The sequence below is a fragment of the Pseudomonas sp. YQ_5 genome (genome assembly GCF_043103305.1).
Classification (GTDB): Bacteria; Pseudomonadota; Gammaproteobacteria; order Pseudomonadales; family Pseudomonadaceae; genus Aquipseudomonas; species Aquipseudomonas putida_Y.
Genome location: NZ_JBICJS010000015.1, coordinates 1 through 26,160 on the forward strand (window position 1 = coordinate 1; position 26,160 = coordinate 26,160).

The 26,160-nt window shown below is 62.8% G+C and carries 21 protein-coding genes, 1 other RNA gene and 1 pseudogene; 14 read left to right on the forward strand and 9 right to left on the reverse strand.

The features are described 5' to 3' along the window. Positions 1–543 precede the first annotated feature (543 nt). The 12 genes from ccoN (at position 544) to ACF8EA_RS02765 (ending at position 12,524) form a co-directional block, all read left to right on the forward strand. Positions 544–1,986, forward strand: coding sequence for a cytochrome-c oxidase, cbb3-type subunit I (ccoN, locus tag ACF8EA_RS02710; protein WP_003254284.1), 1,443 nt, complete (start codon positions 544–546; stop codon positions 1,984–1,986). Beyond that, positions 1,986–2,594 carry a cytochrome-c oxidase, cbb3-type subunit II gene (gene ccoO / locus ACF8EA_RS02715; RefSeq protein WP_003254286.1) on the forward strand — a complete coding sequence of 203 codons (609 nt, stop codon included), beginning with the start codon at positions 1,986–1,988 and terminating at the stop codon, positions 2,592–2,594. The genes ccoN and ccoO overlap by 1 nt, the downstream gene beginning before the upstream one ends. Before the next feature lie 5 nt (positions 2,595–2,599). Next, on the forward strand, positions 2,600–2,791 hold the full coding sequence (locus ACF8EA_RS02720) for a CcoQ/FixQ family Cbb3-type cytochrome c oxidase assembly chaperone (protein ID WP_003254287.1): 192 nt from the start codon (positions 2,600–2,602) through the stop codon (positions 2,789–2,791). Further along, positions 2,788–3,765 (forward strand): cytochrome-c oxidase, cbb3-type subunit III, encoded by a 978-nt coding sequence (gene ccoP / locus ACF8EA_RS02725; protein WP_021783044.1) that lies wholly within the window; start codon positions 2,788–2,790, stop codon positions 3,763–3,765. Before ACF8EA_RS02720 ends, ccoP begins: the two co-directional genes overlap by 4 nt. Before the next feature lie 296 nt (positions 3,766–4,061). Further along, a complete protein-coding gene (ccoG, locus tag ACF8EA_RS02730) occupies positions 4,062–5,477 on the forward strand; it encodes a cytochrome c oxidase accessory protein CcoG (protein ID WP_028696987.1) in 1,416 nt (471 codons plus the stop codon). Between the two features lie 15 nt (positions 5,478–5,492). Further along, positions 5,493–6,020 (forward strand): FixH family protein, encoded by a 528-nt coding sequence (locus ACF8EA_RS02735; RefSeq protein ID WP_319299019.1) that lies wholly within the window; start codon positions 5,493–5,495, stop codon positions 6,018–6,020. Between the two features lie 146 nt (positions 6,021–6,166). After that, positions 6,167–8,641 carry a heavy metal translocating P-type ATPase gene (locus ACF8EA_RS02740; RefSeq protein WP_392521063.1) on the forward strand — a complete coding sequence of 825 codons (2,475 nt, stop codon included), beginning with the start codon at positions 6,167–6,169 and terminating at the stop codon, positions 8,639–8,641. Then, entirely contained in the window at positions 8,620–8,835 is a 216-nt protein-coding gene (ccoS, locus tag ACF8EA_RS02745) for a cbb3-type cytochrome oxidase assembly protein CcoS (protein ID WP_021783040.1), read from the forward strand. Before ACF8EA_RS02740 ends, ccoS begins: the two co-directional genes overlap by 22 nt. Continuing rightward, the gene (locus ACF8EA_RS02750; protein WP_021783039.1) at positions 8,828–9,511 is read left to right on the forward strand and encodes a sulfite exporter TauE/SafE family protein; all 684 of its coding nucleotides are present in this window, start codon (positions 8,828–8,830) and stop codon (positions 9,509–9,511) included. The genes ccoS and ACF8EA_RS02750 overlap by 8 nt, the downstream gene beginning before the upstream one ends. Before the next feature lie 105 nt (positions 9,512–9,616). Beyond that, positions 9,617–10,999 (forward strand): oxygen-independent coproporphyrinogen III oxidase, encoded by a 1,383-nt coding sequence (gene hemN / locus ACF8EA_RS02755; protein ID WP_028696985.1) that lies wholly within the window; start codon positions 9,617–9,619, stop codon positions 10,997–10,999. A 186-nt stretch (positions 11,000–11,185) separates the two neighbouring features. Then, complete coding sequence (gene fnrA / locus ACF8EA_RS02760) at positions 11,186–11,920, forward strand: Crp/Fnr family transcriptional regulator FnrA (RefSeq protein WP_003254301.1); 735 nt, start codon at positions 11,186–11,188, stop codon at positions 11,918–11,920. Between the two features lie 55 nt (positions 11,921–11,975). Beyond that, positions 11,976–12,524, forward strand: a complete 549-nt coding sequence (locus ACF8EA_RS02765) for an adenine phosphoribosyltransferase (RefSeq protein ID WP_009683910.1) — start codon at positions 11,976–11,978, stop codon at positions 12,522–12,524. 35 nt (positions 12,525–12,559) lie between these two features. On the opposite strand, the gene recR is transcribed toward ACF8EA_RS02765, so the two are convergent. The 3 genes from recR to dnaX form a co-directional block, all read right to left on the reverse strand. Continuing rightward, complete coding sequence (recR, locus tag ACF8EA_RS02770) at positions 12,560–13,162, reverse strand: recombination mediator RecR (RefSeq protein WP_392521064.1); 603 nt, start codon at positions 13,160–13,162, stop codon at positions 12,560–12,562. A gap of 360 nt (positions 13,163–13,522) precedes the next feature. Continuing rightward, positions 13,523–13,858, reverse strand: a complete 336-nt coding sequence (locus tag ACF8EA_RS02775; protein WP_003254305.1) for a YbaB/EbfC family nucleoid-associated protein — start codon at positions 13,856–13,858, stop codon at positions 13,523–13,525. 63 nt (positions 13,859–13,921) lie between these two features. Then, on the reverse strand, positions 13,922–15,997 hold the full coding sequence (gene dnaX / locus ACF8EA_RS02780) for a DNA polymerase III subunit gamma/tau (RefSeq protein WP_392521065.1): 2,076 nt from the start codon (positions 15,995–15,997) through the stop codon (positions 13,922–13,924). Between the two features lie 121 nt (positions 15,998–16,118). On the opposite strand from dnaX, the gene ACF8EA_RS02785 reads away from it, so the two are divergent. Continuing rightward, entirely contained in the window at positions 16,119–16,886 is a 768-nt protein-coding gene (locus ACF8EA_RS02785) for a substrate-binding periplasmic protein (RefSeq protein WP_392521066.1), read from the forward strand. A gap of 167 nt (positions 16,887–17,053) precedes the next feature. On the opposite strand, the pseudogene ACF8EA_RS02790 reads toward ACF8EA_RS02785, so the two are convergent. Both ACF8EA_RS02790 and ACF8EA_RS02795 read right to left on the reverse strand, forming a co-directional pair. Next, a pseudogene (locus ACF8EA_RS02790) lies at positions 17,054–17,302 on the reverse strand (hypothetical protein); the annotation flags it as partial. Positions 17,303–17,662: 360 nt separating this feature from the next. After that, the gene (locus ACF8EA_RS02795) at positions 17,663–18,151 is read right to left on the reverse strand and encodes a DUF2938 domain-containing protein (protein WP_392521071.1); all 489 of its coding nucleotides are present in this window, start codon (positions 18,149–18,151) and stop codon (positions 17,663–17,665) included. An 83-nt stretch (positions 18,152–18,234) separates the two neighbouring features. Here ACF8EA_RS02795 and ACF8EA_RS02800 point away from each other — a divergent pair, with 83 nt between their 5' ends. Then, positions 18,235–18,654, forward strand: a complete 420-nt coding sequence (locus tag ACF8EA_RS02800) for a helix-turn-helix domain-containing protein (RefSeq protein ID WP_392521067.1) — start codon at positions 18,235–18,237, stop codon at positions 18,652–18,654. 28 nt (positions 18,655–18,682) lie between these two features. Here the strand turns inward: ACF8EA_RS02800 and ffs are convergent. The 4 genes from ffs to smc form a co-directional block, all read right to left on the reverse strand. After that, positions 18,683–18,779, reverse strand: an RNA gene (ffs, locus tag ACF8EA_RS02805) — signal recognition particle sRNA small type. Between the two features lie 224 nt (positions 18,780–19,003). Beyond that, positions 19,004–21,334 (reverse strand): NAD-dependent DNA ligase LigA, encoded by a 2,331-nt coding sequence (gene ligA, locus ACF8EA_RS02810; protein ID WP_392521068.1) that lies wholly within the window; start codon positions 21,332–21,334, stop codon positions 19,004–19,006. A gap of 235 nt (positions 21,335–21,569) precedes the next feature. Beyond that, positions 21,570–22,463, reverse strand: coding sequence for a cell division protein ZipA (gene zipA, locus ACF8EA_RS02815; RefSeq protein ID WP_101196430.1), 894 nt, complete (start codon positions 22,461–22,463; stop codon positions 21,570–21,572). Positions 22,464–22,668: 205 nt separating this feature from the next. Next, positions 22,669–26,157 (reverse strand): chromosome segregation protein SMC, encoded by a 3,489-nt coding sequence (gene smc, locus ACF8EA_RS02820; protein WP_392521069.1) that lies wholly within the window; start codon positions 26,155–26,157, stop codon positions 22,669–22,671. Positions 26,158–26,160: the final 3 nt, after the last annotated feature.

Consider the following 26,160-nt stretch of genomic DNA (forward strand, 5'->3'; position numbering starts at 1 on the left):
AGCGTAGCTCGCGATGCGCCGCGCGGGCGGCGCTCGATCTCTGCCCCACCACAACACTCAACCCTTTCACCCCCCGCCCCACCACAACACTCAACCCTTTCACCCCCGCCCCACCACAACACTCAACCCTTTCACCCCCGCCCCACCACAACACTCAACCCTTTCACCCCCCCGCCCCACCACAACACTCAACCCTTACATCCCCCCTCCCCCCTCAGCCCCCTTCCCTTGCACCCCCACCGAACACAACTAAGCTTGTTGCCTCAATGGGCATCGCTGCGAAAGGAGCGATGCAGACGCGGCGCATGGCCTGTCGCCGCCCCAAAAAAAGCTTGACCGATCGATCAGAAAAAGGTGAAAAACGGTACACATTACAAATATTTATTTGTGTACAATCGCCCAGACCCGATCCCTGCGGGACATCAGTGAACGGGCCTGGACACGGGTCGGCGTACCAAAGTTGCGTTGCGGTAACCTTGCTGGTTATCAATACTGGCGCCGATTTTTCGACCAACAAGAACATCAAAACCGTGGAACCTTAGAATGAGCACAGCAATCAGTCCGACTGCTTATAACTATAAGGTCGTCCGCCAGTTCGCCATCATGACGGTGGTCTGGGGGATCCTTGGCATGGGCCTCGGCGTCTTCATCGCCTCGCAGCTGGTGTGGCCGCAGCTGAACCTGGACCTTCCCTGGACCAGCTTCGGCCGCCTGCGCCCGCTGCACACCAACCTGGTGATCTTCGCCTTCGGGGGCTGTGCGCTGTTCGGCACCAGCTACTACGTGGTGCAGCGCACCTGCCAGACCCGGCTGATCTCCGACAGCATGGCCGCCTTCACCTTCTGGGGTTGGCAAGCCGTCATCGTCGGCGCACTGATCACCCTGCCGATGGGCTACACCACCACCAAGGAATACGCCGAGCTCGAGTGGCCGCTCGCGATCCTGCTGGCTATCGTCTGGGTTACCTACGGCCTGGTGTTCTTCGGCACCATCGTCAAGCGCAAGACCAAGCACATCTATGTCGGCAACTGGTTCTACGGTGCGTTCATCGTGGTCACCGCGATGCTGCACATCGTCAACCACATCTCGCTGCCGGTGAGCCTGTTCAAGTCGTACTCGGCCTACTCCGGCGCCACCGACGCGATGATCCAGTGGTGGTACGGCCACAACGCCGTGGGCTTCTTCCTCACCACCGGTTTCCTGGGGATGATGTACTACTTCGTGCCCAAGCAGGCCGAGCGGCCAATCTACTCGTATCGCTTGTCGATCGTGCACTTCTGGGCGCTGATCACCCTGTATATCTGGGCCGGCCCGCACCACCTGCACTACACCGCCCTGCCTGACTGGGCGCAGTCGCTGGGCATGGTGATGTCTATCATCCTGCTGGCGCCAAGCTGGGGCGGCATGATCAACGGCATGATGACCCTGTCGGGCGCCTGGCACAAACTGCGCACCGACCCGATCCTGCGCTTCCTGGTGGTGTCGCTGGCGTTCTACGGTATGTCCACCTTCGAAGGCCCGATGATGGCCATCAAGACCGTGAACTCACTGTCGCACTACACCGACTGGACCATCGGCCACGTCCACGCCGGCGCCCTCGGCTGGGTGGCAATGATTTCGATCGGCGCCGTGTACCACATGATCCCGAAACTCTACGGCCGCGAGCAGATGCACAGCATCGGCCTGATCAACGCTCACTTCTGGCTGGCCACCATCGGTACCGTACTGTACATCGCCTCGATGTGGGTCAACGGCATCACCCAGGGCCTGATGTGGCGCGCCATCAACGATGACGGCACCCTCACCTACTCCTTCGTCGAAGCCCTGCAGGCCAGCCACCCTGGCTACATCGTCCGCGCCCTGGGCGGTGCGTTCTTCGCCAGCGGCATGCTGCTGATGGCCTACAACGTATTCCGTACCGTACGTGCCGCCAACCCGGCACAGGCTGAAGAGGCCGCCAAGATCGTCGTTGTGGGAGCGCACTGATGAAGCATGAAGCCGTCGAGAAGAACATAGGCCTGCTGGCCTTCTTCATGGTCATCGCCGTGAGCGTCGGTGGCCTGACCCAGATCGTCCCGCTGTTTTTCCAGGACGTCACCAACAAGCCGGTCGAGGGCATGAAGCCGCGCACCGCGCTCGAGCTGGAAGGCCGCGATATCTACATCCGCGAAGGCTGCGTGGGCTGCCACTCGCAGATGATCCGCCCGTTCCGTGCCGAAACCGAGCGTTACGGCCATTACTCGGTAGCCGGTGAGAGCGTGTGGGACCATCCGTTCCTGTGGGGTTCCAAGCGCACCGGGCCGGACCTGGCCCGCGTCGGTGGCCGCTACTCCGATGACTGGCACCGTGCGCACCTGTACAACCCGCGCAACGTGGTACCGGAATCGAAGATGCCGTCCTACCCGTGGCTGGTCGAGAACAAGCTCGACGGCAAAGACACCGCGAAGAAGATGGAAGTGCTGCGCACACTCGGCACCCCGTACACCGACGCCGACATTGCCGGCGCACGTGACGCGGTCAAGGGCAAGACCGAAATGGACGCCATCGTCGCGTACCTGCAGGGTCTTGGCACCATCATAAAAAGCAAACGGTGACGCTGATGGATATCGGGATGATTCGCGGCCTGGGCACCGTCGTGGTGATGGTGGCCTTCGTGGGCCTGGCGCTGTGGGTGTTCAACCCACGGCGTAAAAAGGACTTCGACGAAGCGACCCAACTGCCCTTCGCGGATGACCCCGAGGCCACCCGGCACGTCGAGCAAGCAAAAGCTTCTGGGAGCAAACAACAATGACAACCTTCTGGAGTCTGTACGTTACCGTCCTGACCCTGGGCACCATCTTCTCGTTGACCTGGCTGCTGCTGTCGACCCGCAAGGGCCAGCGCGAAGAGGTTACCGACGAAACCGTCGGGCATGCCTTCGATGGCATCGAGGAGTACGACAACCCGCTGCCGAAATGGTGGTTCTGGCTGTTCGTCGGCACCATCATCTTCGCCCTCGGCTACCTGGTGCTGTACCCGGGCCTGGGCAACTGGAAAGGCATCCTGCCGGGCTATTCGTACCTGGATAACGACAAGCAGACCGAGTTTTCCAACGGCCAGCCGGGCTGGACCGGCGTGCACGAGTGGGAAAAGGAAATGGCCAAGGCCGACGCCCGCTTCGGGCCGATCTTCGCCAAGTTCGCGGCCATGCCCATCGTGGATGTGGCCAAGGACCCGCAGGCATTGAAAATGGGCGCGCGGCTGTTCGCCTCCAACTGCTCGGTGTGCCACGGTTCCGACGCCAAGGGCGCCTTCGGCTTCCCCAACCTCACCGACAATGACTGGCGCTGGGGCGGCGAGCCGGAAACCATCAAGACCACCATCATGGGCGGGCGCCATGGCGTGATGCCGGCCTGGGCCGAAGTAATCGGTGACCAGGGCGTGGCCGATGTGGCTGCATTCGTGGTCAGCAAACTCGATGGCCGCACATTGCCTGAGGGCGCGAAAGCCGATGTCGAGAACGGGCAGAAGATCTTTGCTGCCAACTGCGTGGCCTGCCACGGGCCGGAAGGCAAAGGTACACCCGCCATGGGCGCACCGAACCTGACCCACCCGCAGGCGTTCATCTACGGTTCGAGCTTTGCCCAGCTGCAGCAGACCATTCGTTATGGCCGCCAGGGGCAGATGCCGGCCCAGGAACAGCTGCAGGGCAACGACAAGGTGCACTTGCTGGCGGCTTATGTTTACAGCCTGTCGCACCAGGCTGAACCGGCCAAGGCTGAGTAAGGCAGGCCTGGCCTCTTCGCGGGTAAACCCGCTCCTACACAGGATCCTTGTAGGAGCGGGCTTGCCCGCGAAGAGGCCCTTACAGCCACCGCATTTCTGGCAGGCTGATGACCTGGATCAATTGACACCCGCCATAACACGTTTCATGCCACGAACCCAACGCGACTAAAGGTCGCAGTGCGATCCCATATCGCCCTCAGCGGCGTATCATGGACCGCAGAGCGCTAGCAGATTGCGCGAGACTGCGGCCCGCACGCACAGGCCGCGGCGTTTCTCCACTGCCGTGGGACTTGATGATGAGCAAGCAAATTCCGGTACATGATGTCACCCCGCCTGCCAGCAAAGGGAAGGATTCCGTCGACCTCTACGCTTCCCGGGAAAAGATCTACACCCGCGCCTTCACCGGCCTGTTCCGTCGCCTGCGCATGGTCGGGGGTGCCGCACTGTTCCTGCTGTACTTCGGCACCGTGTGGCTGAACTGGGGTGGTCACCAGGCTGTGTGGTGGAACCTGCCCGAACGCAAGTTCTACATCTTCGGCGCTACCATCTGGCCGCAAGACTTCATCCTGCTCTCGGGCATTCTCATCGTCGCCGCCTTCGGCCTGTTCTTCATCACGGTGTTCGCCGGCCGGGTGTGGTGCGGCTACACCTGCCCGCAAAGCGTGTGGACCTGGATTTTCATGTGGTGCGAAAAGGTCACCGAAGGTGACCGCAACCAGCGCATGAAGCTCGACAAAGCCCCCATGAGCGGCAACAAGTTCCTGCGCAAATTCGCCAAGCACAGCCTGTGGCTGCTGATCGGCTTTGTCACCGGCATGACCTTCGTCGGCTACTTCTCGCCGATCCGTGAACTGGTGATTGAATTCTTCACCGGCCAGGCCGATGGCTGGGCGTACTTCTGGGTCGGCTTTTTCACCCTCGCCACTTACGGCAACGCCGGCTGGCTGCGCGAACAGGTATGCGTGTACATGTGCCCCTATGCACGCTTCCAGAGCGTGATGTTCGACAAGGACACGCTGATCGTGTCCTACGACCCACGCCGTGGCGAAACCCGCGGGCCACGAAAAAAGGACGCTGACTACAAGGCCCAAGGCCTGGGCGACTGCATCGACTGCACCATGTGCGTGCAGGTCTGCCCTACCGGCATCGATATCCGTGACGGCCTGCAGATCGAGTGCATTGGCTGCGCCGCCTGTATCGATGCCTGCGACAGCATCATGGACAAGATGAACTACCCCAAAGGCCTGATCAGCTACACCACCGAACACAACCTGTCCGGACAGAAGACCCACATGCTGCGCCCGCGCCTGATCGGCTATGCCGTGGTACTGCTGGTGATGATGATCGGGCTGGCGACGGCCTTCGCCACCCGTTCGCTGGTCGGCTTCGACGTCAGCAAAGACCGTGTGCTGTACCGCGAAAACGCCCAGGGCCGGATCGAGAACGTGTACAGCCTGAAGGTGATGAACAAGGACCAGCGCGATCACGTCTACGTGCTGGACGCGGCCGGCCTGCCGGACCTCAAGCTCGAAGGCCAACGCGAAATCCGCGTGGCAGCCGGTGATATCGTCAGCCTTCCCGTGCAGCTGTCGGTTGCCCCCGAGAAACTGCCATCGACCACCAACGAAATCACCTTCATCCTCAAGAGCGCCGACGACAGTGACGCCCAGGTTGAAGCCAAGAGCCGTTTCATCGGCCCACAGATCCGCTAAGAGAGATAACGCACAATGCCTGCCGCCACCGCCGCCAGCCCCTGGTACAAGCACCTCTGGCCCTGGATCATCATCGGCATCCTCACCACCTCGGTGTGCCTGAGCCTGACCATGGTCAGCATCGCTGTGCATAACCCGGACAACCTGGTGAACGACAACTACTACGAGGCCGGCAAAGGCATCAACCGCTCACTGGACCGTGAATTGCTGGCGCAGAAGCTAGGCTTGAAGGCCAGTGTGCACCTCGATGAGCTGACTGGCGAAGTGGACCTGCGTCTGACCGGTAACAGCGACCCGCAAAGCGTGGAGCTGAACCTGATTTCGCCAACCCAGCCAGAGAAAGACCGCAAGGTGCTGCTAAGCCGGGTAGAAGCAGGGCGCTATGTGGGGCAGCTGGAAGACAAGGTCGACGGGCGCCGCTTTGTCGAACTGCTGGGTAGCGAAGGGGGCCAGGTGTGGCGCTTGTTCGAAGAGGAAAAAGTGGCGCATGGTGTGACCTTGCAACTGGGTGATGAAGCACTGCAAGGCGCCGAACACCAATAGTCGTACCACTTCTCCCTGTGTAGGAGCGGGCTTGCCCGCGAATGCGATAGCTCAGGCAACGTTGTTTTCAGGCCTGACGCATTCGCGGGCAAGCCCGCTCCTACAGGTTTCGATTCAGGCCGGCCGATCTGTAAGGCAATGACGCAATGACCCAACCCACCCCCTGCTACCACTGCGCCCTGCCCGTCCCCGCCGGCAGCCGCTTCACCGCCGTGGTCCTCGGCCAGCCCCGGCAGTTCTGCTGCCCAGGTTGCCAGGCGGTGGCCGAGTCGATCGTCGCTGGAGGCCTGGAGCACTACTACCAGCACCGCAGTGACACTAGCGCCAACCCCGAAGCCCTGCCCAGGCAGTTGCAGGACGAGCTGGCCCTTTACGACCGCAGTGACGTGCAACAAACCTTCGTCCGCCACCAGGGCGAGCTGGCCGAAACCACCCTGCTGGTCGAAGGCATCAGTTGCGCTGCCTGCGGGTGGCTGATCGAAAAGCACTTGCGCAACCTGCCCGGTGTTGCCGAAGCGCGCCTGAACCTGTCCAATCACCGCCTGCTGCTGAACTGGGATGACCAGCAGCTACCGCTGTCGCGCCTGCTCGCCGAGCTGCGACAGATCGGCTACGCCGCCCACCCCTATCAGCCCGACAAGGCCACCGAGCAGCTGGCCCGGGAAAACCGTAGCGCCTTGCGCCGCCTGGGCGTGGCCGGGCTGCTGTGGTTCCAGGCAATGATGGCAACCATGGCCACCTGGCCGGAGTTCAACATCGACCTGTCGCCCGAACTGCACACCATTCTGCGCTGGGTTGCGCTGTTCCTCACCATCCCCATCGTGTTCTACAGCTGCGCGCCATTCTTCAAAGGCGCGGCACGCGACCTGCGCACCCGCCACCTGACCATGGACGTTTCAGTGTCGCTGGCCATTGGCCTTGCCTTCGGTGCTGGCATCTGGACGGCCATCACCGGCAGCGGCGAGCTGTATTTCGACACCGTGGGCATGTTCGCCCTGTTTCTCCTCACCGGCCGCTACCTGGAACGCCGAGCCCGAGAACGCACGGCTGCGGCCACTGCGCAGCTGGTCAACCTGCTGCCGGCCTCGTGCCTGCGCCTGGACGCCTTCGGCCGCAGCGAGCGCATCCTCCTTGGCGAACTGCACTGCGGTGACACCGTGCAAGTCCTGCCAGGCGCGGTAATCCCGGCCGACGGGCGTATCGTAGAAGGCCGCTCCAGCGTCGACGAATCACTGCTGACCGGCGAATACCTGCCACAGCCCCGCCAAGTAGGCGAACGGGTCACCGGCGGCACGTTGAACGTCGAAAGCACCCTTAACGTGGAAGTCGAAGCCCTCGGTCACGATTCACGGTTATCGGCCATCGTCCGCCTGCTGGAGCGCGCCCAGACCGAAAAACCGCGCCTGGCGGAAATTGCCGACCGCGCCTCGCAGTGGTTCCTGCTGTTTTCGCTGCTGGCCGCCGTTGCCATCGGCCTGTGGTGGTGGCACCTGGACCCGACGCGGGCGTTCTGGATCGTGCTGGCGATGCTGGTGGCAACCTGCCCCTGTGCGCTGTCGCTGGCCACGCCAACTGCGCTTACGGCCGCCACCGGCACCTTGCACAAGCTCGGCCTGCTGGTGACCCGCGGCCATGTGCTGGAAGGCCTGAACCAGATCGACACGGTAATCTTCGACAAGACCGGCACACTGACCGAGGGCCGCCTGGCCTTGCGCAGCATTCGCCCGCTCGGCAGCCAGGCAGCCGACCGCTGCCTGGCCCTAGCCGCCGCGCTGGAAAACCGCTCCGAGCACCCCATCGCCCGCGCCTTCGGTCGTACCGCCACGCCTGCCGATGATGTGCAGACCATATCTGGCCTGGGCCTGGAAGGGCTGGTGGACGGGCAGCGCCTGCGCATTGGCCAGGCCGCCTTCGTCTGCGCCTTGAGCGGCGCGCAAATCCCCGCCGTGCCGGAGCCGCGCGGCCAATGGCTGCTATTGGGCGACCGCCAGGGGCCATTGGCCTGGTTTGGCCTGGACGACCGTCTGCGCGACGATGCCCCGGCCCTGCTCGCTGCCTGCAAGGCACGTGGCTGGCGCACGCTGCTGCTGTCGGGCGACAGCTCGCCAATGGTTGCCGAAGTGGCCGCACAACTGGGCATCGACCAGGCCATTGGCGGCCTGCGGCCAGACGACAAGCTTGACCGGCTGAAAGCCCTGCAGGCACAGGGGCGCAAAGTGCTGATGCTCGGCGACGGTGTCAACGATGTGCCGGTGCTGGCCGCCGCCGACATCAGCATCGCGATGGGTAGCGCCACCGACCTTGCCAAGACCAGCGCCGATGCCGTACTGCTGTCCAACCGCCTGCAGGCGCTGGTGCAGGCCTTCGACCTGGCCCGTCGAACGCGGCGCAACATCCTCGAGAACCTGCTGTGGGCGACCCTGTATAATGGCCTGATGTTGCCGTTTGCCGCGCTCGGCTGGATCACGCCGGTGTGGGCAGCCATCGGCATGTCGGTCAGCTCGCTGATCGTGGTGCTCAATGCCCTGCGCCTGACCCGTATGCCCGTGGCCTCTGGCCCGCCGCCCCACGAAGCCCCTTTACCCGGGAGGAAGTCGCCATGCCCGCCCTCTATGTCATGATTCCGGCAGCCCTGCTGCTGGTCGGCGTGGCCGTGTACATCTTCTTCTGGGCGGTAGACAGCGGCCAGTACGACGACCTTGAAGGCCCCGCCCACAGCATCCTGTTCGACGATCAGGACCCGCGCCACCAGGCGGCCGTGAAGCCTGACGACGCCCCGGCCGACACCGACAAGGAACCACCTCCCCGTGCCTGACCTGCTTCCGCTGCTGGGCTCGGCACTGGTCCTTGGCCTGCTGGGTGGCGGTCACTGCCTGGGCATGTGCGGAGGCCTGATGGGCGCACTGACCTTGGCCATCCCTCCCGAACAACGCGGCAAGCGCCTGCGCCTGTTGCTGGCGTATAACCTGGGGCGCATTTTCAGCTATGCCTGCGCCGGCCTGTTGCTGGGCCTGGCAGGCTGGGCCGTGGCCAGCAGCCCGGCAGCGCTGGCGCTGCGGGTGGCTGCGGCGCTGCTGCTGATTGCCATGGGCCTGTACCTGGCCGGCTGGTGGAGCGGGCTGACCCGTATCGAGGCACTTGGCCGCGGGTTGTGGCGGCATATCCAGCCGCTGGCGTCGCGCTTGCTGCCGGTGTCCAGCCTGCCCCGGGCGTTGCTGCTGGGCGCCTTGTGGGGCTGGCTGCCGTGCGGTTTGGTTTACAGCACCCTGCTGTGGGCGGCCAGCCAGGGCAACGCCGGGTACAGCGCGGTGTTGATGCTCGCGTTCGGGGTGGGCACCTGGCCGGTGTTGCTGGCAACCGGGCTGGCTGCCGAACGGGTAAACGCCCTGTTGCGGCGACGCAGCGTGCGCGTGGCGGGCGGTGTGCTGGTGATGCTATTCGGTGTCTGGACCCTGCCGGGCCCACACCAGCACTGGCTGATGGGGCATTGACGGGGGCTGCAAGGCAGCCCCAATGCCCTTGATACAAATCAACACAGTTTCCTACAGACGGCCATAGACTCCGGTGCACTGCTGCTCTTTCCGGGGACTACCCTCATGCTCGACGAACTACGTTGGGATACCGACCTGATCCGCCGCTACGATCTCGCCGGGCCACGCTACACCTCTTACCCAACCGCCGTGCAACTGCACAGCGAGGTGGGTTCGTTCGACCTGCTCAACGCCCTGCGCGAGAGCCGACGGGCCGTGCGCCCGCTGTCGCTGTACGTGCATGTGCCGTTCTGCGCCAACATCTGCTACTACTGCGCCTGCAACAAGGTCATCACCAAGGACCGCGCGCGCGCCGCGCCCTACCTGCAGCGCCTGGAGCAGGAAATCCAGTTGATCGCCTGCCACCTGGACCCTAAACAACGTGTTGAACAGCTGCATTTTGGCGGAGGCACACCAACCTTCCTCAGCCATGTGGAACTGCGCCAACTGATGGCCACCCTGCGCCAGCACTTCCACCTGCTGGACGACGATTCCGGCGACTACGGCATCGAGATCGACCCTCGCGAAGCCGACTGGTCGACCATGGGCCTGCTTCGCGAACTGGGCTTCAACCGCGTCAGCCTGGGTGTACAGGACCTTGACCCGGCCGTACAGCGGGCGATCAACCGCCTGCAGAGCCTGGAGCAGACCCGCACCCTGATCGAGGCTGCCCGCACGCTGCAGTTTCGCTCGGTCAACCTCGACCTGATCTACGGCCTGCCCAAGCAAACCCCGGAAGGCTTCGCCCGCACCGTCGAAGAGGTGATCCGCCTGCAGCCCGACCGCCTGTCGGTGTTCAACTATGCCCACCTTCCAGAGCGCTTCATGCCGCAACGGCGCATCGACAGCAACGACCTGCCCAGCGCCGCCGCCAAGTTGGAGATGCTGCACGCCACCATCGACCAACTGACCGCCGCCGGTTACCGCTACATCGGCATGGACCACTTCGCCCTGCCCGACGACGAACTGGCCATTGCCCAGGAAGAAGGCACCTTGCAGCGCAACTTCCAGGGCTACACCACCCACGGGCACTGCGACCTGATTGGCCTGGGCGTGTCGGCGATCAGCCAGATCGGCGACCTGTACTGCCAGAACAGCAGTGACCTCAGCACCTACCAGGACAGCCTGTCCAACGCCCAGCTGGCCACCCAGCGCGGCTTGCTGTGCAACCACGACGACCGTATACGCCGGGCGGTGATCCAGCAGCTGATCTGCCATTTCGAGCTGGATTTCGAACCCATCGAACAGGCCTTCACCCTTGATTTTCGCGGTTACTTCAACGACCTCTGGCCCGAGCTGCTGACCTTGCAGCGCGACGGCCTGATCAGCCTGGACGACAAGGGTATTCGCATCCTGCCGGCCGGCCGGCTGCTGGCGCGCTCGGTATGCATGGTGTTCGACGCGTATCTGGCAATGCACAACCGCCAACGTTTCTCGCGAGTGATCTGAAAAACAAGGCGTTCAACCGCATGGACAAGCTTCCTTGTCAGGCACACTATGAGCACACAAGGACTCCCGGCAGGCCACCTGCCGGGGTTTCGCCAGCGCGCACCATCACCGCGCACACTGGCCTACACCCTGTGTCGTGAGTTACCCTTACGACTTATGTGTGCTTTCCCACAAGGATCGATTCAAATGTCCGAGCCAGTCAAACTGCGCCCACACAACCAGGCCCATTGCAAGGATTGCAGCCTGGCCCCCCTGTGCCTGCCTCTTTCGCTGAACCTGGAAGACATGGACGCACTGGATGAAATCGTCAAACGCGGGCGACCGCTCAAGAAAGGCGAGTTTCTGTTCCGCCAGGGTGACAGTTTTGGCTCGGTCTACGCAGTACGTTCCGGGGCCCTGAAAACCTTCAGCCTCAGCGACAGCGGCGAAGAGCAGATCACGGGCTTCCACCTGCCCAGCGAACTGGTCGGCCTGTCGGGCATGGATACCGAGGCCTACCCGGTATCGGCCCAGGCCCAGGAAACCACTTCGGTGTGTGAAATCCCCTTCGAGCGGCTTGACGAGCTTTCGGTGCAACTGCCGCAGTTGCGTCGCCAGCTGATGCGGGTAATGAGCCGCGAAATCCGCGACGACCAGCAAATGATGTTGCTGCTGTCGAAAAAGACCGCCGACGAGCGCATTGCCACCTTCCTGGTCAACCTGTCGGCGCGCTTCCGCGCCCGCGGCTATTCGGCCAATCAGTTCCGCCTGAGCATGTCGCGCAACGAAATCGGCAACTACCTTGGCCTGGCCGTAGAAACCGTGTCGCGGGTGTTCACCCGCTTCCAGCAGAACGGCCTGCTGCGCGCCGAGGGCAAGGAAGTGCACATTCTCGACCCGATCCAGCTGTGCGCGCTGGCCGGTGGTGCAATCGAGGCCTGAGGCTGGTCTTTAGCGGGTATACTTGGGCATTCGTTTTCCCAGGATACCCGCAACAATGCACAGCGACGCCTTCGACCTCAAAGCCCTGATCCGCCCGGTAGTGGACTTCCCCAAACCGGGTGTGATCTTCCGCGACATTACCCCGTTATTCCAGTCGCCACGCGGGCTGCGCTATGTGGCCGACCAGTTCATCGAGCGCTATGTCGAGGCTGAATTCAGCCACATCGGCGCCATGGACGCGCGGGGCTTCCTGATCGGCTCGATCATCGCCCACCAGCTGAACAAGCCGCTGATCCTGTTCCGCAAGCAGGGCAAGCTGCCGGCCGACGTGCTGAGCGAGGGTTACCAGACCGAGTACGGCGAGGCCTTCCTGGAAGTGCATGCCGACAGCCTGTGCGAAGGCGATTCGGTGTTGATCTTCGATGACTTGATAGCAACTGGCGGGACCCTGCTGGCGGCGGCCAACCTGGTGCGTCGTACCGGGGCGCAGGTGTTCGAGGCGGCGGCGATCATCGACCTGCCGGAACTGGACGGCTCGCGTCGGTTGCAGGCGGCCGGGGTGCCTACCTTCTGCCTGACCGAGTTTTCCCTCAGCGAGTACTGAGTGGGCTTTTGGGGCTGCTTTGCAGCCCCAATGAATCAGAGCGAAATAGGCCGGCGCCCTGCAAAGGCATGGGCCAAGGTACCACCGTCCACCATCTCCAGCTCACCGCCCAGGGGCACACCATGGGCAATCCGCGACGCTACCAGCCCTTTCTCGCTCAGCAACTGGGCAATGTAATGCGCCGTCGCTTCGCCTTCCACCGTCGGGTTGGTCGCCAGGATCACCTCGATAAAGGTGCCCTGCTCTTCGATCCGCGCCATCAGCTGCGGAATACCGATCGCCTCAGGCCCCAGGCCATCCAGCGGCGACAGGTGCCCCTTGAGCACGAAGTAACGGCCACGGTAGCCCGTCTGCTCCACCGCATACACATCGGTCGGCCCCTCGACCACGCACAGCTGGGTGTCGTCACGGCGCGGGTCGGCACACTGTGGGCACAGCTCCTGCTCGGTCAGGGTGCGGCACTGACGGCAGTGGCCCACCCCTTCCATGGCCTGGGTCAAGGCCTGAGCCAGGCGCAGCCCACCGCTGCGGTCGCGCTCGAGCAGTTGCAGGGCCATGCGCTGGGCGGTTTTCTGGCCGACACCTGGCAAGATGCGCAGGCCGTCGATCAGTTGGCGGATGAGGGGGCTGAAGCTCATGGGAAAGGCCTGACAATTCAATAAGAGGCGGTTTATACCCAGCGAGGGCGGTGGCGTCAAATCAGGTCACCCCAAGTCTACGCGGCCTGCAGTTATATGAGCGCAATTGCCTTGCACAAAACTGGAAAGCCAGTGTGATCACTGTCGGAGCGGGCATGCCCGCGAAGCAGGCTGCACAGTGGATGGCACGGGCTTCGCCCGTGTTCGCGGGCATGCCCGCCCCCATAGTGATCGTGCAAAATTTCAAAGTTCGAGCACAACAGTTGCACCCGACATAAAAAAGCAGACCGCGCCTGGGTTGAAATCTACGTAAAAAAAACGCCGCTGATATCAGCGGCGGTTTTGAGTATCGCAATGCCCTTAGAATGGCATCTTGAAGCCTGGCGGCAGCTGCATGCCGGCGGTCATGCCGCCCATCTTTTCCTGGCTGCTTTGCTCAACCTTGCGCACTGCGTCGTTCAGCGCAGCGGCAATGAGGTCTTCCAGTACTTCCTTGTCATCTTCATCAGTCGACATCAGGCTCTGGTCGATGCTGACGCGCTTGACGTCGTGACGACCGGTCATCACCACGCTCACCAGCCCGCCACCGGACTGACCGGTGACTTCGGCGTTGGCCAGTTCTTCCTGCATCTTCTGCATTTTTTCCTGCATCTGCTGGGCCTGCTTCATCAGGCCGGCCATGCCACCTTTCATCATGGGGTATACCTCGATTGGGTCATGTGATGCGGCCCGGCACCGGGCCGGCCGCATGGTTATCCGTTACTGGCCCTGGCTGACCAGGGCTTCTACAGGCTCAATAGTATCCTGCCGCACCTTGGCGCCGAACAACTTGATCATCTGCTGGATCAACGGATCCTGCTCGATCGAAGCAACTGCATCCTGCTGGCGCTCGGCACGCTTGCGCGCTGCGGCCTGAGCCGGGGTTTCCTGCTCGGGCAGGATCAGCTCGATGCGCAGGTTCAGCGTGCGCCCCAGGTGCTGGTTGAGCGCTTCGTTCAGGCGCCGCTGCTGGGTCGCGTTGAACAGTGCCCCCTGGCCCGGGTCCAGATGCAACAGCCAGTCGTCGCCATCGGCGGCAATCAGCGTACAGTTTGCCGCGATGTTGCCTGTCATCCCGGACACAGGCAACTGTGGGAATAATTCCAGCCATTGCAAGGCCAGGCCGGTGGCCGGTTTGGCTGCCGGCAACGGTTCGGCAGCCGGTTTGGACACGTCTTCCTGAACATGTTCGGCCAATTCGTCCAGGTAGCTGAAACCTGCCGGATCGCTTTCGCCGCCGTAATAGTCTTCGTCCAACGGTGGCTCATCGTCCCGGTCCATCCCCACGGCAGCGTAGGCGGACGGGTCGAAGGGCGGCTCGTCGTGTACCGGGGTGGCCTGTGCGGACGCCACCGGGGCAACAGGCTCGGGCGCAGGAGCCGGGGCAGGCGCAGGTTCAGCCGCTGACGGCGCAGGTGCAACTGCAGGTTCTTCCCACGGCAGGTCGACCACTTCGGCGACAGGCTCAGGTACCGAGATGGCCTCGGCCTCGGCTTTCAGTTCAAGGTCTGGCTCGGCCTCCGGCTCATGGTCAGCCGTCGCGGGGGCCGGCACTTCAAGCTGCGGCGCTTGCGCTACCGGCTCCGCCGGCACGGCGGCGACAGGCGATGAAAGCGCGACCGGCGCCGGGGCTGCCACCTGCGCTGCAGGATCAGCTGTGGCCTGGCTGATCCCCACTGGCTTTAGCACCGGCTTCGGCGCGTCGTCCGTGTCTGCCGGGCGGAACGCCAGCATGCGCAGCAGCACCATCTCGAAGCCACCGCGCGGGTCCGGCGCAAGGGGCAGGTCACGACGGCCAATCAGGCCCATCTGATAATAGAACTGCACATCCTCGGCCGGCAGCGCCGATGCCAGCGCCAATACCCGCTCGCGATCACCCTGGCCGTTGTCTACCGCTTCGGGCAGCGCTTGGGCAATGGCTACACGGTGCAGCACATTGAGCATTTCGGCCAGAACACCCGACCAGTCCGGCCCTTGCTCGGCCAGGTTACGCACGGCCTCCAGCAAAGCCCTGGCATCGCCTTCGAGCAGTGCCTGCAAGACGCCATACACCTGGCCATGGTCGAGGCTACCCAACATGGCACGCACATCGGCGGCCAGTACCTTGCCTTCACCAAAGGCGATGGCCTGGTCGGTCAGGCTCATGGCATCACGCATGGAGCCATCGGCCGCACGGCCCAGCAGCCACAGGGCATCTTCCTCGAACGGCACGTTCTCGGCGGCCAGTACGTGGCTGAGGTGCTCCACCACCCGCTCTGGGCTCATGTTCTTCAACGAGAACTGCAGGCAGCGCGACAGGATGGTGGCCGGCAGCTTCTGCGGGTCGGTGGTGGCGAGGATGAACTTGACGTAGGGCGGCGGCTCTTCCAGCGTCTTGAGCAAGGCGTTGAACGAGTGGGTCGAGAGCATGTGCACTTCGTCGATCAGGTAGACCTTGAAGCGCCCACGGCTGGGGGCGTACTGCACGTTATCGAGCAGTTCGCGGGTATCCTCGACCTTGGTGCGGCTGGCGGCGTCGATCTCGATCAGGTCGACGAAACGACCTTCGTCAATTTCACGGCACACCGAACAGGTGCCACAGGGCGTGGAGGTGATGCCGGTTTCACAGTTCAGGCACTTTGCGATAATACGGGCGATGGTCGTCTTGCCCACGCCGCGGGTACCGGTGAACAGGTAGGCATGGTGCAGCCGCTGGTTGTCCAAGGCATTGATCAAGGCCTTGAGCACATGGGTCTGGCCGACCATTTCGCGGAACGAGCGCGGACGCCATTTTCGTGCAAGAACCTGATAACTCATCGAAAAACCATCGTAGCCTGATCAAGCGGAAGATCGCTAATGCTAGCGGAGCGGGGGCAAAATTGCACCCTGCGCAACTCGTCTAAGCTTGGAATGGCGCATTGTCCAGGGAGGATTGCCTTTGCGAAGACTGCTGGCCCTTTTACTGCTGTGGTCTACAAACAGCCTGGCTGACCAGCCGGTGCTGCGCTTTTCCGTCGTCGAGAGCTGGAGCATGCCGCTGGTACGCATCGAAGGCGATCAGCCAGTGGAGGGATTGCTTTACGACCTGATGCAAGCCGTTGCCAGGCAAGTGGGCGCTCGCCCCAAGTACCACGTCATGGCACGCCTGCGCCTGGAGGAGGCCATGAGCAGCGGCGATATTGATGTGCGCTGCCACGTCAGTGCCCAATGGCTTAACGACCTCCCAGGGGATTTTGTGTGGAGTATCCCGCTGTTTCATCAGCGCGACGTACTGGTTGGCCGCGCTGGCGACAGCACCCCGATACCCCCGGAGCAACTGCCACCTCAGGCGATCGGCACGGTGCTTGGCTACACCTATCCAACCCTGCAACCGCTGCTGGACCAAGGCCAGCTGCACCGTGAGGACAGCCGCAGCCAGTTGCTGGTGCTGCAAAAGCTGCAGGCAGGCCGGTATCGCCATGCGGTAAGCAACCAGTTGTCGTTGCAGTGGTTCAACCAAGGGTTGCCAGCGGAGCAGCAATTGCAGGCGCTGGCAGTGCTGGACGAACAGGATTTGGGGTGCATGGTGCGCAACGATCCGGCGATACCGACTCAAGGGCTGTTGCGGGCGCTGGCAAGAATGAAGCAGTCGGGGGAGATCGAGCGGATTTTGCAGCGGTATGGAAGCGTGAGCGACTCCGGCTCCATCTCTCTGACCCAGCCCTAGCCAGTAGCCTGATGGAAGGCAAACCCTCGCAAAGCTTGCGCGTCCCTTGTGGGAGCGGGTTCACCCGCGAACACCGGCGAAGCCGGTGCCATCCACCGCGTCGCCTGCTTCGCGGGTGAATCCGCTCCCACAGGGTTATTCGTTATCCCTGCAATCTCTACTTGCTCCAATGCCACAGCATCCGCCTGCCCCCAGGCAATCTGCATGGCCCGCAACCCATGCTCCAATAACTGCCTGGCTTCTTCGTCCTGAATGCGCTCAAGCGCCCGCCGGCTATCGCTGTAGGCGAACATCAGGTAGTGGGAAACATTCATCAACGCGAACCCCATCGGGACGATGCCTTTGCTGATCGCGCGGGAAAGGGATTTGCCTTGGGGAAGATCGAAGACGTGGGGGGCATCGGGGACCCGTTTTTCATGAGTTCACCATACCGGGCTGAGAGCACCCTTTCGCTTCCACACTTAGGGTGACAGTTGTACGCGGGGTGGAAGACCAGGGGTATGGCAAACCTGGCAGGCCCGAAGGCCTCCCACGCACAACCGTCATATCGACAGCCACCAAACCACCCAGGCTTCCACACCCGATCGCTGAACTGACAGCGACCGCGAAAGCCTAGTGGGCGAGGTTGACCGGAACAATCAGACGGGAGTCGACGGAACACGTAGGATAATTCGCTATGCCTGCCTGACGCGTAGGAGCTTTCCTAGACTGCTATCAGACCTATTTTAAAAGCAGACACTCTGATCATGTGCTTACTGTAATCGGGATCCCTGTCTTCACAGCAAAGCCCGTAAATACGCACTCGAGAACAACCCCACACCAAACACAAAATGCGTGACCAGGCTCTTCAGGCAGTTCCGCGCAGGTGTCGGCGTTCTGGACGCAAAGAACCCTGCCCCCATCGCCGGCTGCATGAAGCACAGCGGCGCCGCGACTGTACCCACACCCACAACTACCGCAGGTAAAAGAGTAGGCGATCCCAACCAGCCCTCCCCTACGATCACAAGCAGCAGCATCGCGAAAAGCACGCCGGTGACGTAGTGAATCACCCATCCCCACGCCAACTCATTTCGCACCGGTTCCGCTTTGGCAATCGCTTGGTGCGAAACACGCCCGCCTAGCAAGTGCCCCGCCCAACGCCCGACCATGGCAAAGTTCAGCGTTGCCACACCCAACCGCCTCAGCAGCAGCCCCCACAGGTCCATCACTACTGTGGCACCGATGCCAATCGGCAACGCAGCTAAAAACATTGAAGTAAACGTCATTGAACAAGCCCTCGAAAGTTGACGGTCATTACCCATGCCGCGCAGCATAGAAGTTGAAGTCAACTTCAAGTCAAGGGCCCGAAATGGACATTGCCGACGTCGCCAAACGCACAGGCGTACCTGCATCGACACTCCGCTACTACGAGAAGAAAGGCTTGCTCAAGTCCCTGGCCGGGCGCGGCCAGCGACGACAGTTTGCAGCCGATGTGGCGGACAGGCTGGCGCTGATCGCCCTGGGGCAGGCTGCGGGGTTTTCGCTGGATGAAGTGGGGGCGATGCTGGTGGACCTGCAGGTCCACCGACAGATGCTGAATGCCAAGGCAGACGAACTTGACGCGCGGATCAGGCGCTTGCAGGCCATGAGCAAGGGGTTGCGCCATGCAGCGCAATGCCCTGAGAAAGATCATCTGGCATGCCCGAAATTTCAGCGCCTGATGAAGCTGTCGGCGGCGGGAGCACTGGGCGAAAAGCAGGAAAGAACGAAAGCGTTCGTTACAGATTGAGGTTTTCCGACCCTGGAAATGGAGGCGGCCCCACCAGCCACACCCCGGCACTCGATGTTCCCGCTATGGCTGCTCCCTTCCGGGCCTGACCAGGTTAACGGGTAATCAATGCGGGGGGACCGATGGGGCCACCACTACATGCCTCGCTGAGCAGCGAGTGGCGCCATTGTACCGGTCTTTGGGGCAGATACAACCACTGCGGCAGAAAAAGTCATCATTTCTCAATGACTTGTCAGGGCCGAGGCGGCCTGGACGGGCCTCTTCGCGGGTAAACCCGCTCCTACAGGTGACCGCGCAGGCTTTTCAAATTTTGAGCAAGACAATTACCCCTCACAGGGGCCGCGGATGCCTAGACCGCTATGCCCTGCTCAGCCAGGAAGGTAACGAAGGCATCTTCATCCAGCACCTTCACACCCAGCTCAGCAGCCTTGGCCAGCTTGGAGCCTGCCCCAGGCCCTGCCACCACGCAGTGGGTCTTGCCAGAAACGGAACCGGCTACCTTGGCCCCCAGGCTTTCCAATTTGTCCTTGGCAATATCCCGGCTCATACGCTCTAGCGTCCCGGTCAAGACCCAAGTCTGCCCGGCCAGCGGCAAGCCTTCGGCTACCTTCTTCTCACAGCCCCAGTGCATGCCGAACGCCAGCAGCTGTGCCTCGATGTCCCGCGCCAGCTTCTGGTTCGCTTCATCCTTGAAGAACTCGCGCACCGCGTCAGCCTGCTTAGCCGCCAGGGCCTGGCGCAGGTCGATGCCGTCGGCGGCAATGATCTTGTCCAGACTGTCGAGCCTGGCCACCAGCTTCTCGGCGCCGGTAGGGCCGACAGAGGCGATGTCGAGCTTGGCAATCATGCCCGCCAATGTGGTGCTGGCAGCGAACTCGGCAGCCAGCTCGCCTTCGTCCTGCAACTGCATACCGCTGTCGAGCAGTTGCTGGATAACCTTCTGGTTGTGCTCATCTTCAAAGAAGTTGTGGATCTCGTAGGCAACCTCCAGGCCGATGTCCGGCAGGTAGGTGAGCACCTGCGGCAGCGCCTGCTGCACGCGGGCCAGGCTACCCAGCGAGCGGGCCAGCACCTTGGCGGTCTCTTCGCCTACATCAGGAATGCCCAGGGCGTAGATGAAACGCGCCAGGCTCGGGCGTTTGCTTGCTTCAATGGCATCGAGCAACTTCCTGCTGGACACCTCGGCGAAGCCTTCAAGGCCGACGATCTGCTCGAACTGCAGCTTGTACAGGTCAGCCGGCGAGCCGATCAGGCCCTCATCCACCAACTGCTCGACGCTCTTCTCGCCCAGGCCGTCGATGTCCATGGCGCGGCGCGATACATAGTGAATGATCGCTTGCTTGAGCTGGGCGCCGCAGGCCAGGCGGCCGACACAGCGGTACACCGCGCCTTCGCTGGTGGTTTCCTTGCCTTTGCTGCGCTTTACCAGCCGGGTACGCTCGACCTGCGAGCCACAGACCGGGCATGCGCTTGGCACCTCTACCGGGCGGGCGTCTACCGGACGACGCTCAAGCACCACCTGCATCACCTGCGGGATCACATCACCGGCACGACGAATGATCACCGTATCGCCAATGCGCAGGCCCAGGCGGGCGATTTCGTCCATGTTGTGCAAGGTGGCGTTGGACACGGTCACACCGGCCACCTTGACCGGCTTCAGGCGCGCCACAGGCGTTACGGCACCCGTACGGCCAACCTGGAACTCAACGTCCAGCACCTCGGTCAGCTCTTCCATGGCCGGGAACTTGTGGGCAATCGCCCAGCGTGGCTCACGGGCGCGGAAGCCCAGCTCGCGCTGGGCGGCCAGGCTGTTGACCTTGAACACTACACCGTCGATCTCATACGGCAGGCTGTTACGCCGCTCGCCAATGTCGCGGTAGTAGGCCAGGCATTCTTCGATGCCCGCCGCATGCTTGAGCTCGCGGCTGATCGGCAGGCCCCAGGCCTTGAGTTGCTCGAGGATGCCGATGTGGCTGTCGCCGATGCTTTCGGACAACTGGCCGACGCCATAGCAGCAGAACTCCAGCGGGCGGCTGGCGGTAATTTTCGAATCCAGCTGGCGCAAGCTGCCAGCGGCAGCGTTGCGCGGGTTGGCGAAGGTCTTGCCACCGGCCTCGGCCTGGGCGGCATTGAGCCGGTCGAAGCCGGCCTTGCTCATGTACACCTCGCCGCGCACCTCCAGCACTGCCGGCCAGCCCTTACCCTGCAACTTGAGCGGGATGTTGCGCACAGTGCGTACGTTGGCACTGATGTCTTCGCCAGTGGTGCCGTCGCCACGGGTGGCACCCTGCACCAGCTGGCCGTCACGGTACAGCAGGCTCACGGCCAGGCCATCGAGCTTGGGTTCGCAGCTGTAGTCGACCGCGCCGGGCTGGTCGAGACCTTCTACCACACGGCGGCCGAACTCACGCAGGTCGGCTTCTTCGAAGGCATTGCCCAGGCTGAGCATGGGCACTTCGTGGCGCACCTGGCTGAACGCCGCCAAGGCAGAGCCGCCAACGCGCTGGGTGGGCGAGTCAGGGGTTACCAGGTGCGGGTGTTCGGCTTCCAGCGCCTTGAGCTCGTTGAACAGGCGGTCGTATTCAGCATCGGGCACGCTGGGCTCGTCGAGCACGTAGTAGCGATAGTTGTGCTGGTCGAGCTCGGCACGCAGTTCGAGGATACGGGATTCGGCGGTCATGGATTGTCTTCTCTTGCAAAGCAAAAGAGCAGCTTGGGGTGGTGCGTGGGGTTCCAGGTGTCTATTGACTGTGCCGGCCTCTTCGCGGGTAAACCCGCTCTTACAAGGGCATCACAGGCTTCTGGGGCGGTGATGCACCTGCAGGAGCGGGTTTACCCGCGAAGAAGCTGGCACAGGCAACGATGATGCCCGAACCGGCCAGCACGCCCTCAGGCTGCTCTTTCGTCTGGATCTGTCAGCGTTTCTGGGTCAGCGCGCGGCGCTCGAACTCGACGATACGCTGGCGATAGTGCTCGATGGTCTGGGCAGTCAGTACGCTGCGCTGGTCATCCTTGAGCTCACCGTTCAGTTCGTGGGCCAGCTTGCGTGCTGCGGCAACCATCACATCGAAGGCCTGCTTCGGATGACGCGGGCCCGGCAAACCGAGGAAGAAGCTCACAGCGCGGGTGCTGAAGTGGTCGATGTCGTCCAGGTCGAACACGCCAGGCTTGACTGCGTTGGCCATCGAGAACAGCACCTCGCCGTGACCGGCCATGCTCTCGTGACGGTGGAAGATGTCCATTTCGCCGAAGCGCAAGCCGCTTTCCAGGATGTTCTGCAGCAACGCCGGGCCCTTGAAGCCACCCTCGTCGCGGGAGATCACGCTGATGACCAGCACCTCTTCAGCGGGTGGCAACTCCTTGACGCTGCTGCTGGCAGGCGCTGCGCCGCTGCTACGGTTGTTGTCGGCGGCAAAGTCGTCATCGCTGTCGGCAAACAGGTCGGGCTCGCGTTGCTCGGCGCTCAGGTTCAGGTCACCCTGCTGCACATCGGCAGCCGCACTGGCACGCTTGCCGCGCTTGCTGGCCTTGACCGGCTTGGGCTCACGCTCGCGATCACGCGAAGACGCGCTGAGCGAAGGCAGGTCGCTTTCGTCCAGCTCAGGCTCCTTGTGGGTATCGAGCACCCTCGGCGGGCCGAGCACCTCGGCACTGCCACCCTCTTCGTCCGGCAGGTTGGAATAACTACGATCCAGACGGAATTTCAACTTGCCTTTCCCGCCGCGCATGCGGCGCCAGCCGTCGAAAAGAATCCCGGCAATAACAATGATGCCGATAACGATCAGCCACTCGCGCAGACCGATTTCCATGTAATCCCGTGCCTCTATAAAAATATGCTTGAAAACAAAGGGTTCAAAGCCCTTTAACACGTGGCGCCAACTCTATGTTCTGACAGGCGTTTTACCCACGCAAAAAACGAGTGACATTAAGCTAGCACGACCAAAGACAACTTTACACCGTCTGTCGCACACGGCGGGGGCATTTCGCTACAGAATGTGCCCCTATCGTCGTACATCAAGCGTCGACCATGGCCATGGCCGCCTCCACATCAACTGCAACGAGGCGTGAACAACCCGGTTCATGCATGGTCACCCCCATCAATTGATCCGCCATCTCCATCGCAATCTTGTTATGGGTGATGTAGATGAACTGCACGCTTTCACTCATTTCCTTGACCAGACGCGCGTAGCGCCCGACGTTGGCATCGTCCAGCGGCGCATCGACCTCGTCGAGCATGCAGAACGGTGCGGGGTTCAACTTGAAGATGGCAAACACCAGCGCCAAAGCGGTCAGTGCCTTCTCGCCGCCGGACAGCAAATGGATGGTGCTGTTCTTCTTGCCCGGGGGGCGCGCCATGATCGTCACCCCTGTATCGAGTAGATCTTCGCCCGTCAGTTCCAGATAAGCGCTGCCACCACCGAAAACTTTTGGGAAAAGTGCCTGTAATCCGGCATTTATCTGATCAAAGGTATCCTTGAAGCGGTTGCGGGTCTCCTTGTCGATTTTGCGGATGACGTTTTCGAGGGTTTCCAGCGCTTCGACCAGGTCGGCGTCCTGGGCGTCCAGGTAACGTTTGCGCTCGGACTGCTGCTCGTATTCTTCGATGGCCGCCAGGTTGATCGCCCCCAGGCGCTGGATGCGCGCCTCAAGCTGCTCCAGCTCCTGTTCGGTACCCTGCTCGCTGGCCTCGGCTTCCAGGGTGGCGAGCACGCCTTGCAGGTCATAACCGTCGGCCAGCAACTGCTCTTGCAGGGTCTTGCGCCGCACATCCAGGCCCTGGCACTCCAGGCGCAGTTGCTCCAGTTGACCGCGCAGCAACTGGGCCTGCTGCTCGGCCTGGGTGCGGCGCTTTTCGGCATCGCGCAGTTCGCGGTCGGCTTCGTCCATGTGCAGGCGAGCCAGGCGCATTTCCTCGTCCACACTCATGCGCCGCTCCAGCAGTTCCTCCAGCTTCAGGCGCAGTTCTTCCTGCGGGGCTTCCCCCTCCTCCAGGTTCAGGCTCAGTTGCTCCTGGCGCTCGGTCAGGCGCGCAGCTTGCAGCTCCAGGCGCTCCAGCGCCTGGCGGGTAGAATCGTACTGGGCACGCAGCGACCCCAGGCGCACCGCCAGCTGGTGAGCGTGGTCCTTGTGCTGCCTAGCCTCCTGACGCACCCGATCGAGGCTTTCGCGCAGGGTATCGCGGCGGGCCATCAACTGCTCGCGCTGCTCGGTGTCCTGGGCCATGAGCTCCAGAGCCTCTTGTAGCAGCAGGCGTGCTTCGCCCAGTTGCTCGTGTTCCAGGGCGCGCTGTTCTTCCAGCTCGCCCAGCTCTTCGTGCAGGCGGCGGCGGCGCAGCTCGACCTGCTCGGCGCGCGCGCGGCTGGCCGAAAGACTGGCCTTCAGCTCGCCGTGCAGGCGGTTTTCATCCTGTGTGCGGCGGCGCAACTGTTCGCGCTGCTCCTCCAGGTCCAGTTGCTGCTCGCGCAGGGCCTGCAACTGTTGATCGAGCTGTTCCAGCGCCGCTTCCTGTACCAGTTGTTCCTGGCCCAGGCGTTCGATTTCCTGGCCACGCGCCAGCACGCCGCCTTCGGCCTCGCCACCCCGGCGCACCCGCAGGAAGTGCCGGCCGACCCAATAGCCATCGCGACTGACCAGGCTCTGCCCTTCGCCGAGCGACCCGCGCTGCTCCAGTGCCTGGGCCAGGTCTTCCACAGGCCTTACCTGGCCCAGCCAGGGCGCCAGGTCGATACGGCCCTCGACCTTCTCCAGCAAGCTGCCGGTCAACGTCACCCCCGCGCTGACGGCCAGCAGCAAGCGCAGTTCACCCTGCTCCAGGCCGGCAAAATCGAGGTCGTTGAAATCGTCCACCAGCACGGCCTGCAGATCGGCACCAAGCACGGTCTCTACCGCCAGCTCCCAACCCGGCTCCACCCGCAAGCCTTCGGCCAGCCGCGGCTGTTGCTCCAGCCCTTGGCCGTGCAGCCATTGCGCAGCACCTGCGCCCGGCTCCAGGGCGGCCTGCTGCAAGGCTTCAAGCGAGGCCAGGCGCCCGCCCAGGCGCTGCAGGTCGCCCTGTGCCTGCTGTTGCGCCTGGGTGGCCTGCTGCAGTTGCTCGCGCGCGCTTTCCAGGCGCTCGATCACCTGCTCTTCGCAGAGCTGCAGTTCTTCCAGCAGCATTTCGCTGCTGGCCAGTTGCTCGGCCAGTTCGAGCATGGCGGCATCCTGCGGGTCGCTGCCCAGTTGCTCGCGCTCCTCGACCAACTTGCGCTGGCGCTCGGCCTGGCGCTCAAGGCTGGTTTCCAGTTGCTGCAGGCGCGCCTGCTGCACTTCGGCCTGGCGGCGCGGCTCGGCGGAACTGCTGTTGAAGCTGTCCCACTGCTCCTGCCAGCCGTGCATGCCCAGTTCGGCCTCTTCAAGCGCGGCAGCGGCTTCCTCGGCAGCCGCCAGGGTCATTTCCTGCTCGGGTTCGAGCATGGCCAACTCTTCGCCCAGGGTCGCCAGCAAGGTGCGGTCGTGCCCCAGGTGCGATTCGGTTTCCAGGCGTGTGCGCTCGGCTTCCTTGAAGTCGTCCTGCAACTGCCGCAGGCGCTGCTGGCCGTGCTGAATGCTCTGCTCGACCCGGGCGATGTCACCGGCCACCGAGTAGAAACGGCCCTGCACCTGATTGAAACGTTCGGACAGTTCGTGATGACCGTCGCGCAGGCGTTCGATGCTGGCATCGGCATTGCGCTGCTCGGCCACCAGCGCCTCGTGAGAAACGCCCTGATCGCCGATCACCGACTCGCGCTGGCGGACTTGTTCGTCCAGGCCTCGCCAGCGCAAGGCAGACAGGCGCGCTTTCATCTGGCGCTCCTGAGCCTTGTACTCACGGTACTTCTCGGCGGCCTGGGCCTGGCGATGCAGACGCTCCAGCTGGCGCTCGAGCTCTTCGCGCAGGTCGGTCAGACGCGCCAGGTTTTCCTGGGTGCGACGGATGCGGTTCTCGGTTTCGCGGCGGCGCTCCTTGTATTTGGAAATGCCAGCCGCTTCCTCGATGAAGTTGCGCAGCTCCTCGGGCTTGGCCTCGATCAGCTTGGAGATCATGCCCTGCTCGATGATCGAGTAACTGCGCGGCCCCAGCCCCGTCCCGAGGAAGATATCGGTGATGTCACGCCGGCGGCATTTGGTGCCGTTGAGGTAATAGCTATTCTGCCCGTCGCGGGTAACCTTGCGGCGGATCGATATCTCGGCGTAGGCGGCATACTCGCCGACCAGGGTGGTTTCGCTGTTGTCGAACACCAGCTCGATACTGGCCTGGCTGACCGGCTTGCGGCCACTGGAGCCGTTGAAGATGACGTCGGTCATCGACTCGCCGCGCAGGTTCTTCGCCGAACTCTCGCCCATCACCCAACGCACCGCGTCGATGATATTGGACTTGCCGCAGCCGTTTGGGCCGACCACGGCCGCCATGTTGCTGGGGAAGTTGACCGTGGTCGGGTCGACGAACGACTTGAACCCGGCCAGGCGAATGCACTTCAGGCGCATCGG

Bases quoted from the DNA above. Each gene is read 5' to 3' on its own strand.
- ccoN (WP_003254284.1), top strand. From the start codon at position 544: ATGAGCACAGCAATCAGTCCGACTGCTTATAACTATAAGGTCGTCCGC.
- ccoO (WP_003254286.1), top strand. From the start codon at position 1,986: ATGAAGCATGAAGCCGTCGAGAAGAACATAGGCCTGCTGGCCTTCTTC.
- ACF8EA_RS02720 (WP_003254287.1), top strand. From the start codon at position 2,600: ATGGATATCGGGATGATTCGCGGCCTGGGCACCGTCGTGGTGATGGTG.
- ccoP (WP_021783044.1), top strand. From the start codon at position 2,788: ATGACAACCTTCTGGAGTCTGTACGTTACCGTCCTGACCCTGGGCACC.
- ccoG (WP_028696987.1), top strand. From the start codon at position 4,062: ATGAGCAAGCAAATTCCGGTACATGATGTCACCCCGCCTGCCAGCAAA.
- ACF8EA_RS02735 (WP_319299019.1), top strand. From the start codon at position 5,493: ATGCCTGCCGCCACCGCCGCCAGCCCCTGGTACAAGCACCTCTGGCCC.
- ACF8EA_RS02740 (WP_392521063.1), top strand. From the start codon at position 6,167: ATGACCCAACCCACCCCCTGCTACCACTGCGCCCTGCCCGTCCCCGCC.
- ccoS (WP_021783040.1), top strand. From the start codon at position 8,620: ATGCCCGCCCTCTATGTCATGATTCCGGCAGCCCTGCTGCTGGTCGGC.
- hemN (WP_028696985.1), top strand. From the start codon at position 9,617: ATGCTCGACGAACTACGTTGGGATACCGACCTGATCCGCCGCTACGAT.
- fnrA (WP_003254301.1), top strand. From the start codon at position 11,186: ATGTCCGAGCCAGTCAAACTGCGCCCACACAACCAGGCCCATTGCAAG.
- ACF8EA_RS02765 (WP_009683910.1), top strand. From the start codon at position 11,976: ATGCACAGCGACGCCTTCGACCTCAAAGCCCTGATCCGCCCGGTAGTG.
- recR (WP_392521064.1), bottom strand. From the start codon at position 13,162: ATGAGCTTCAGCCCCCTCATCCGCCAACTGATCGACGGCCTGCGCATC.
- ACF8EA_RS02775 (WP_003254305.1), bottom strand. From the start codon at position 13,858: ATGATGAAAGGTGGCATGGCCGGCCTGATGAAGCAGGCCCAGCAGATG.
- dnaX (WP_392521065.1), bottom strand. From the start codon at position 15,997: ATGAGTTATCAGGTTCTTGCACGAAAATGGCGTCCGCGCTCGTTCCGC.
- ACF8EA_RS02795 (WP_392521071.1), bottom strand. From the start codon at position 18,151: ATGACGTTTACTTCAATGTTTTTAGCTGCGTTGCCGATTGGCATCGGT.
- ACF8EA_RS02800 (WP_392521067.1), top strand. From the start codon at position 18,235: ATGGACATTGCCGACGTCGCCAAACGCACAGGCGTACCTGCATCGACA.
- ligA (WP_392521068.1), bottom strand. From the start codon at position 21,334: ATGACCGCCGAATCCCGTATCCTCGAACTGCGTGCCGAGCTCGACCAG.
- zipA (WP_101196430.1), bottom strand. From the start codon at position 22,463: ATGGAAATCGGTCTGCGCGAGTGGCTGATCGTTATCGGCATCATTGTT.
- smc (WP_392521069.1), bottom strand. From the start codon at position 26,157: ATGCGCCTGAAGTGCATTCGCCTGGCCGGGTTCAAGTCGTTCGTCGAC.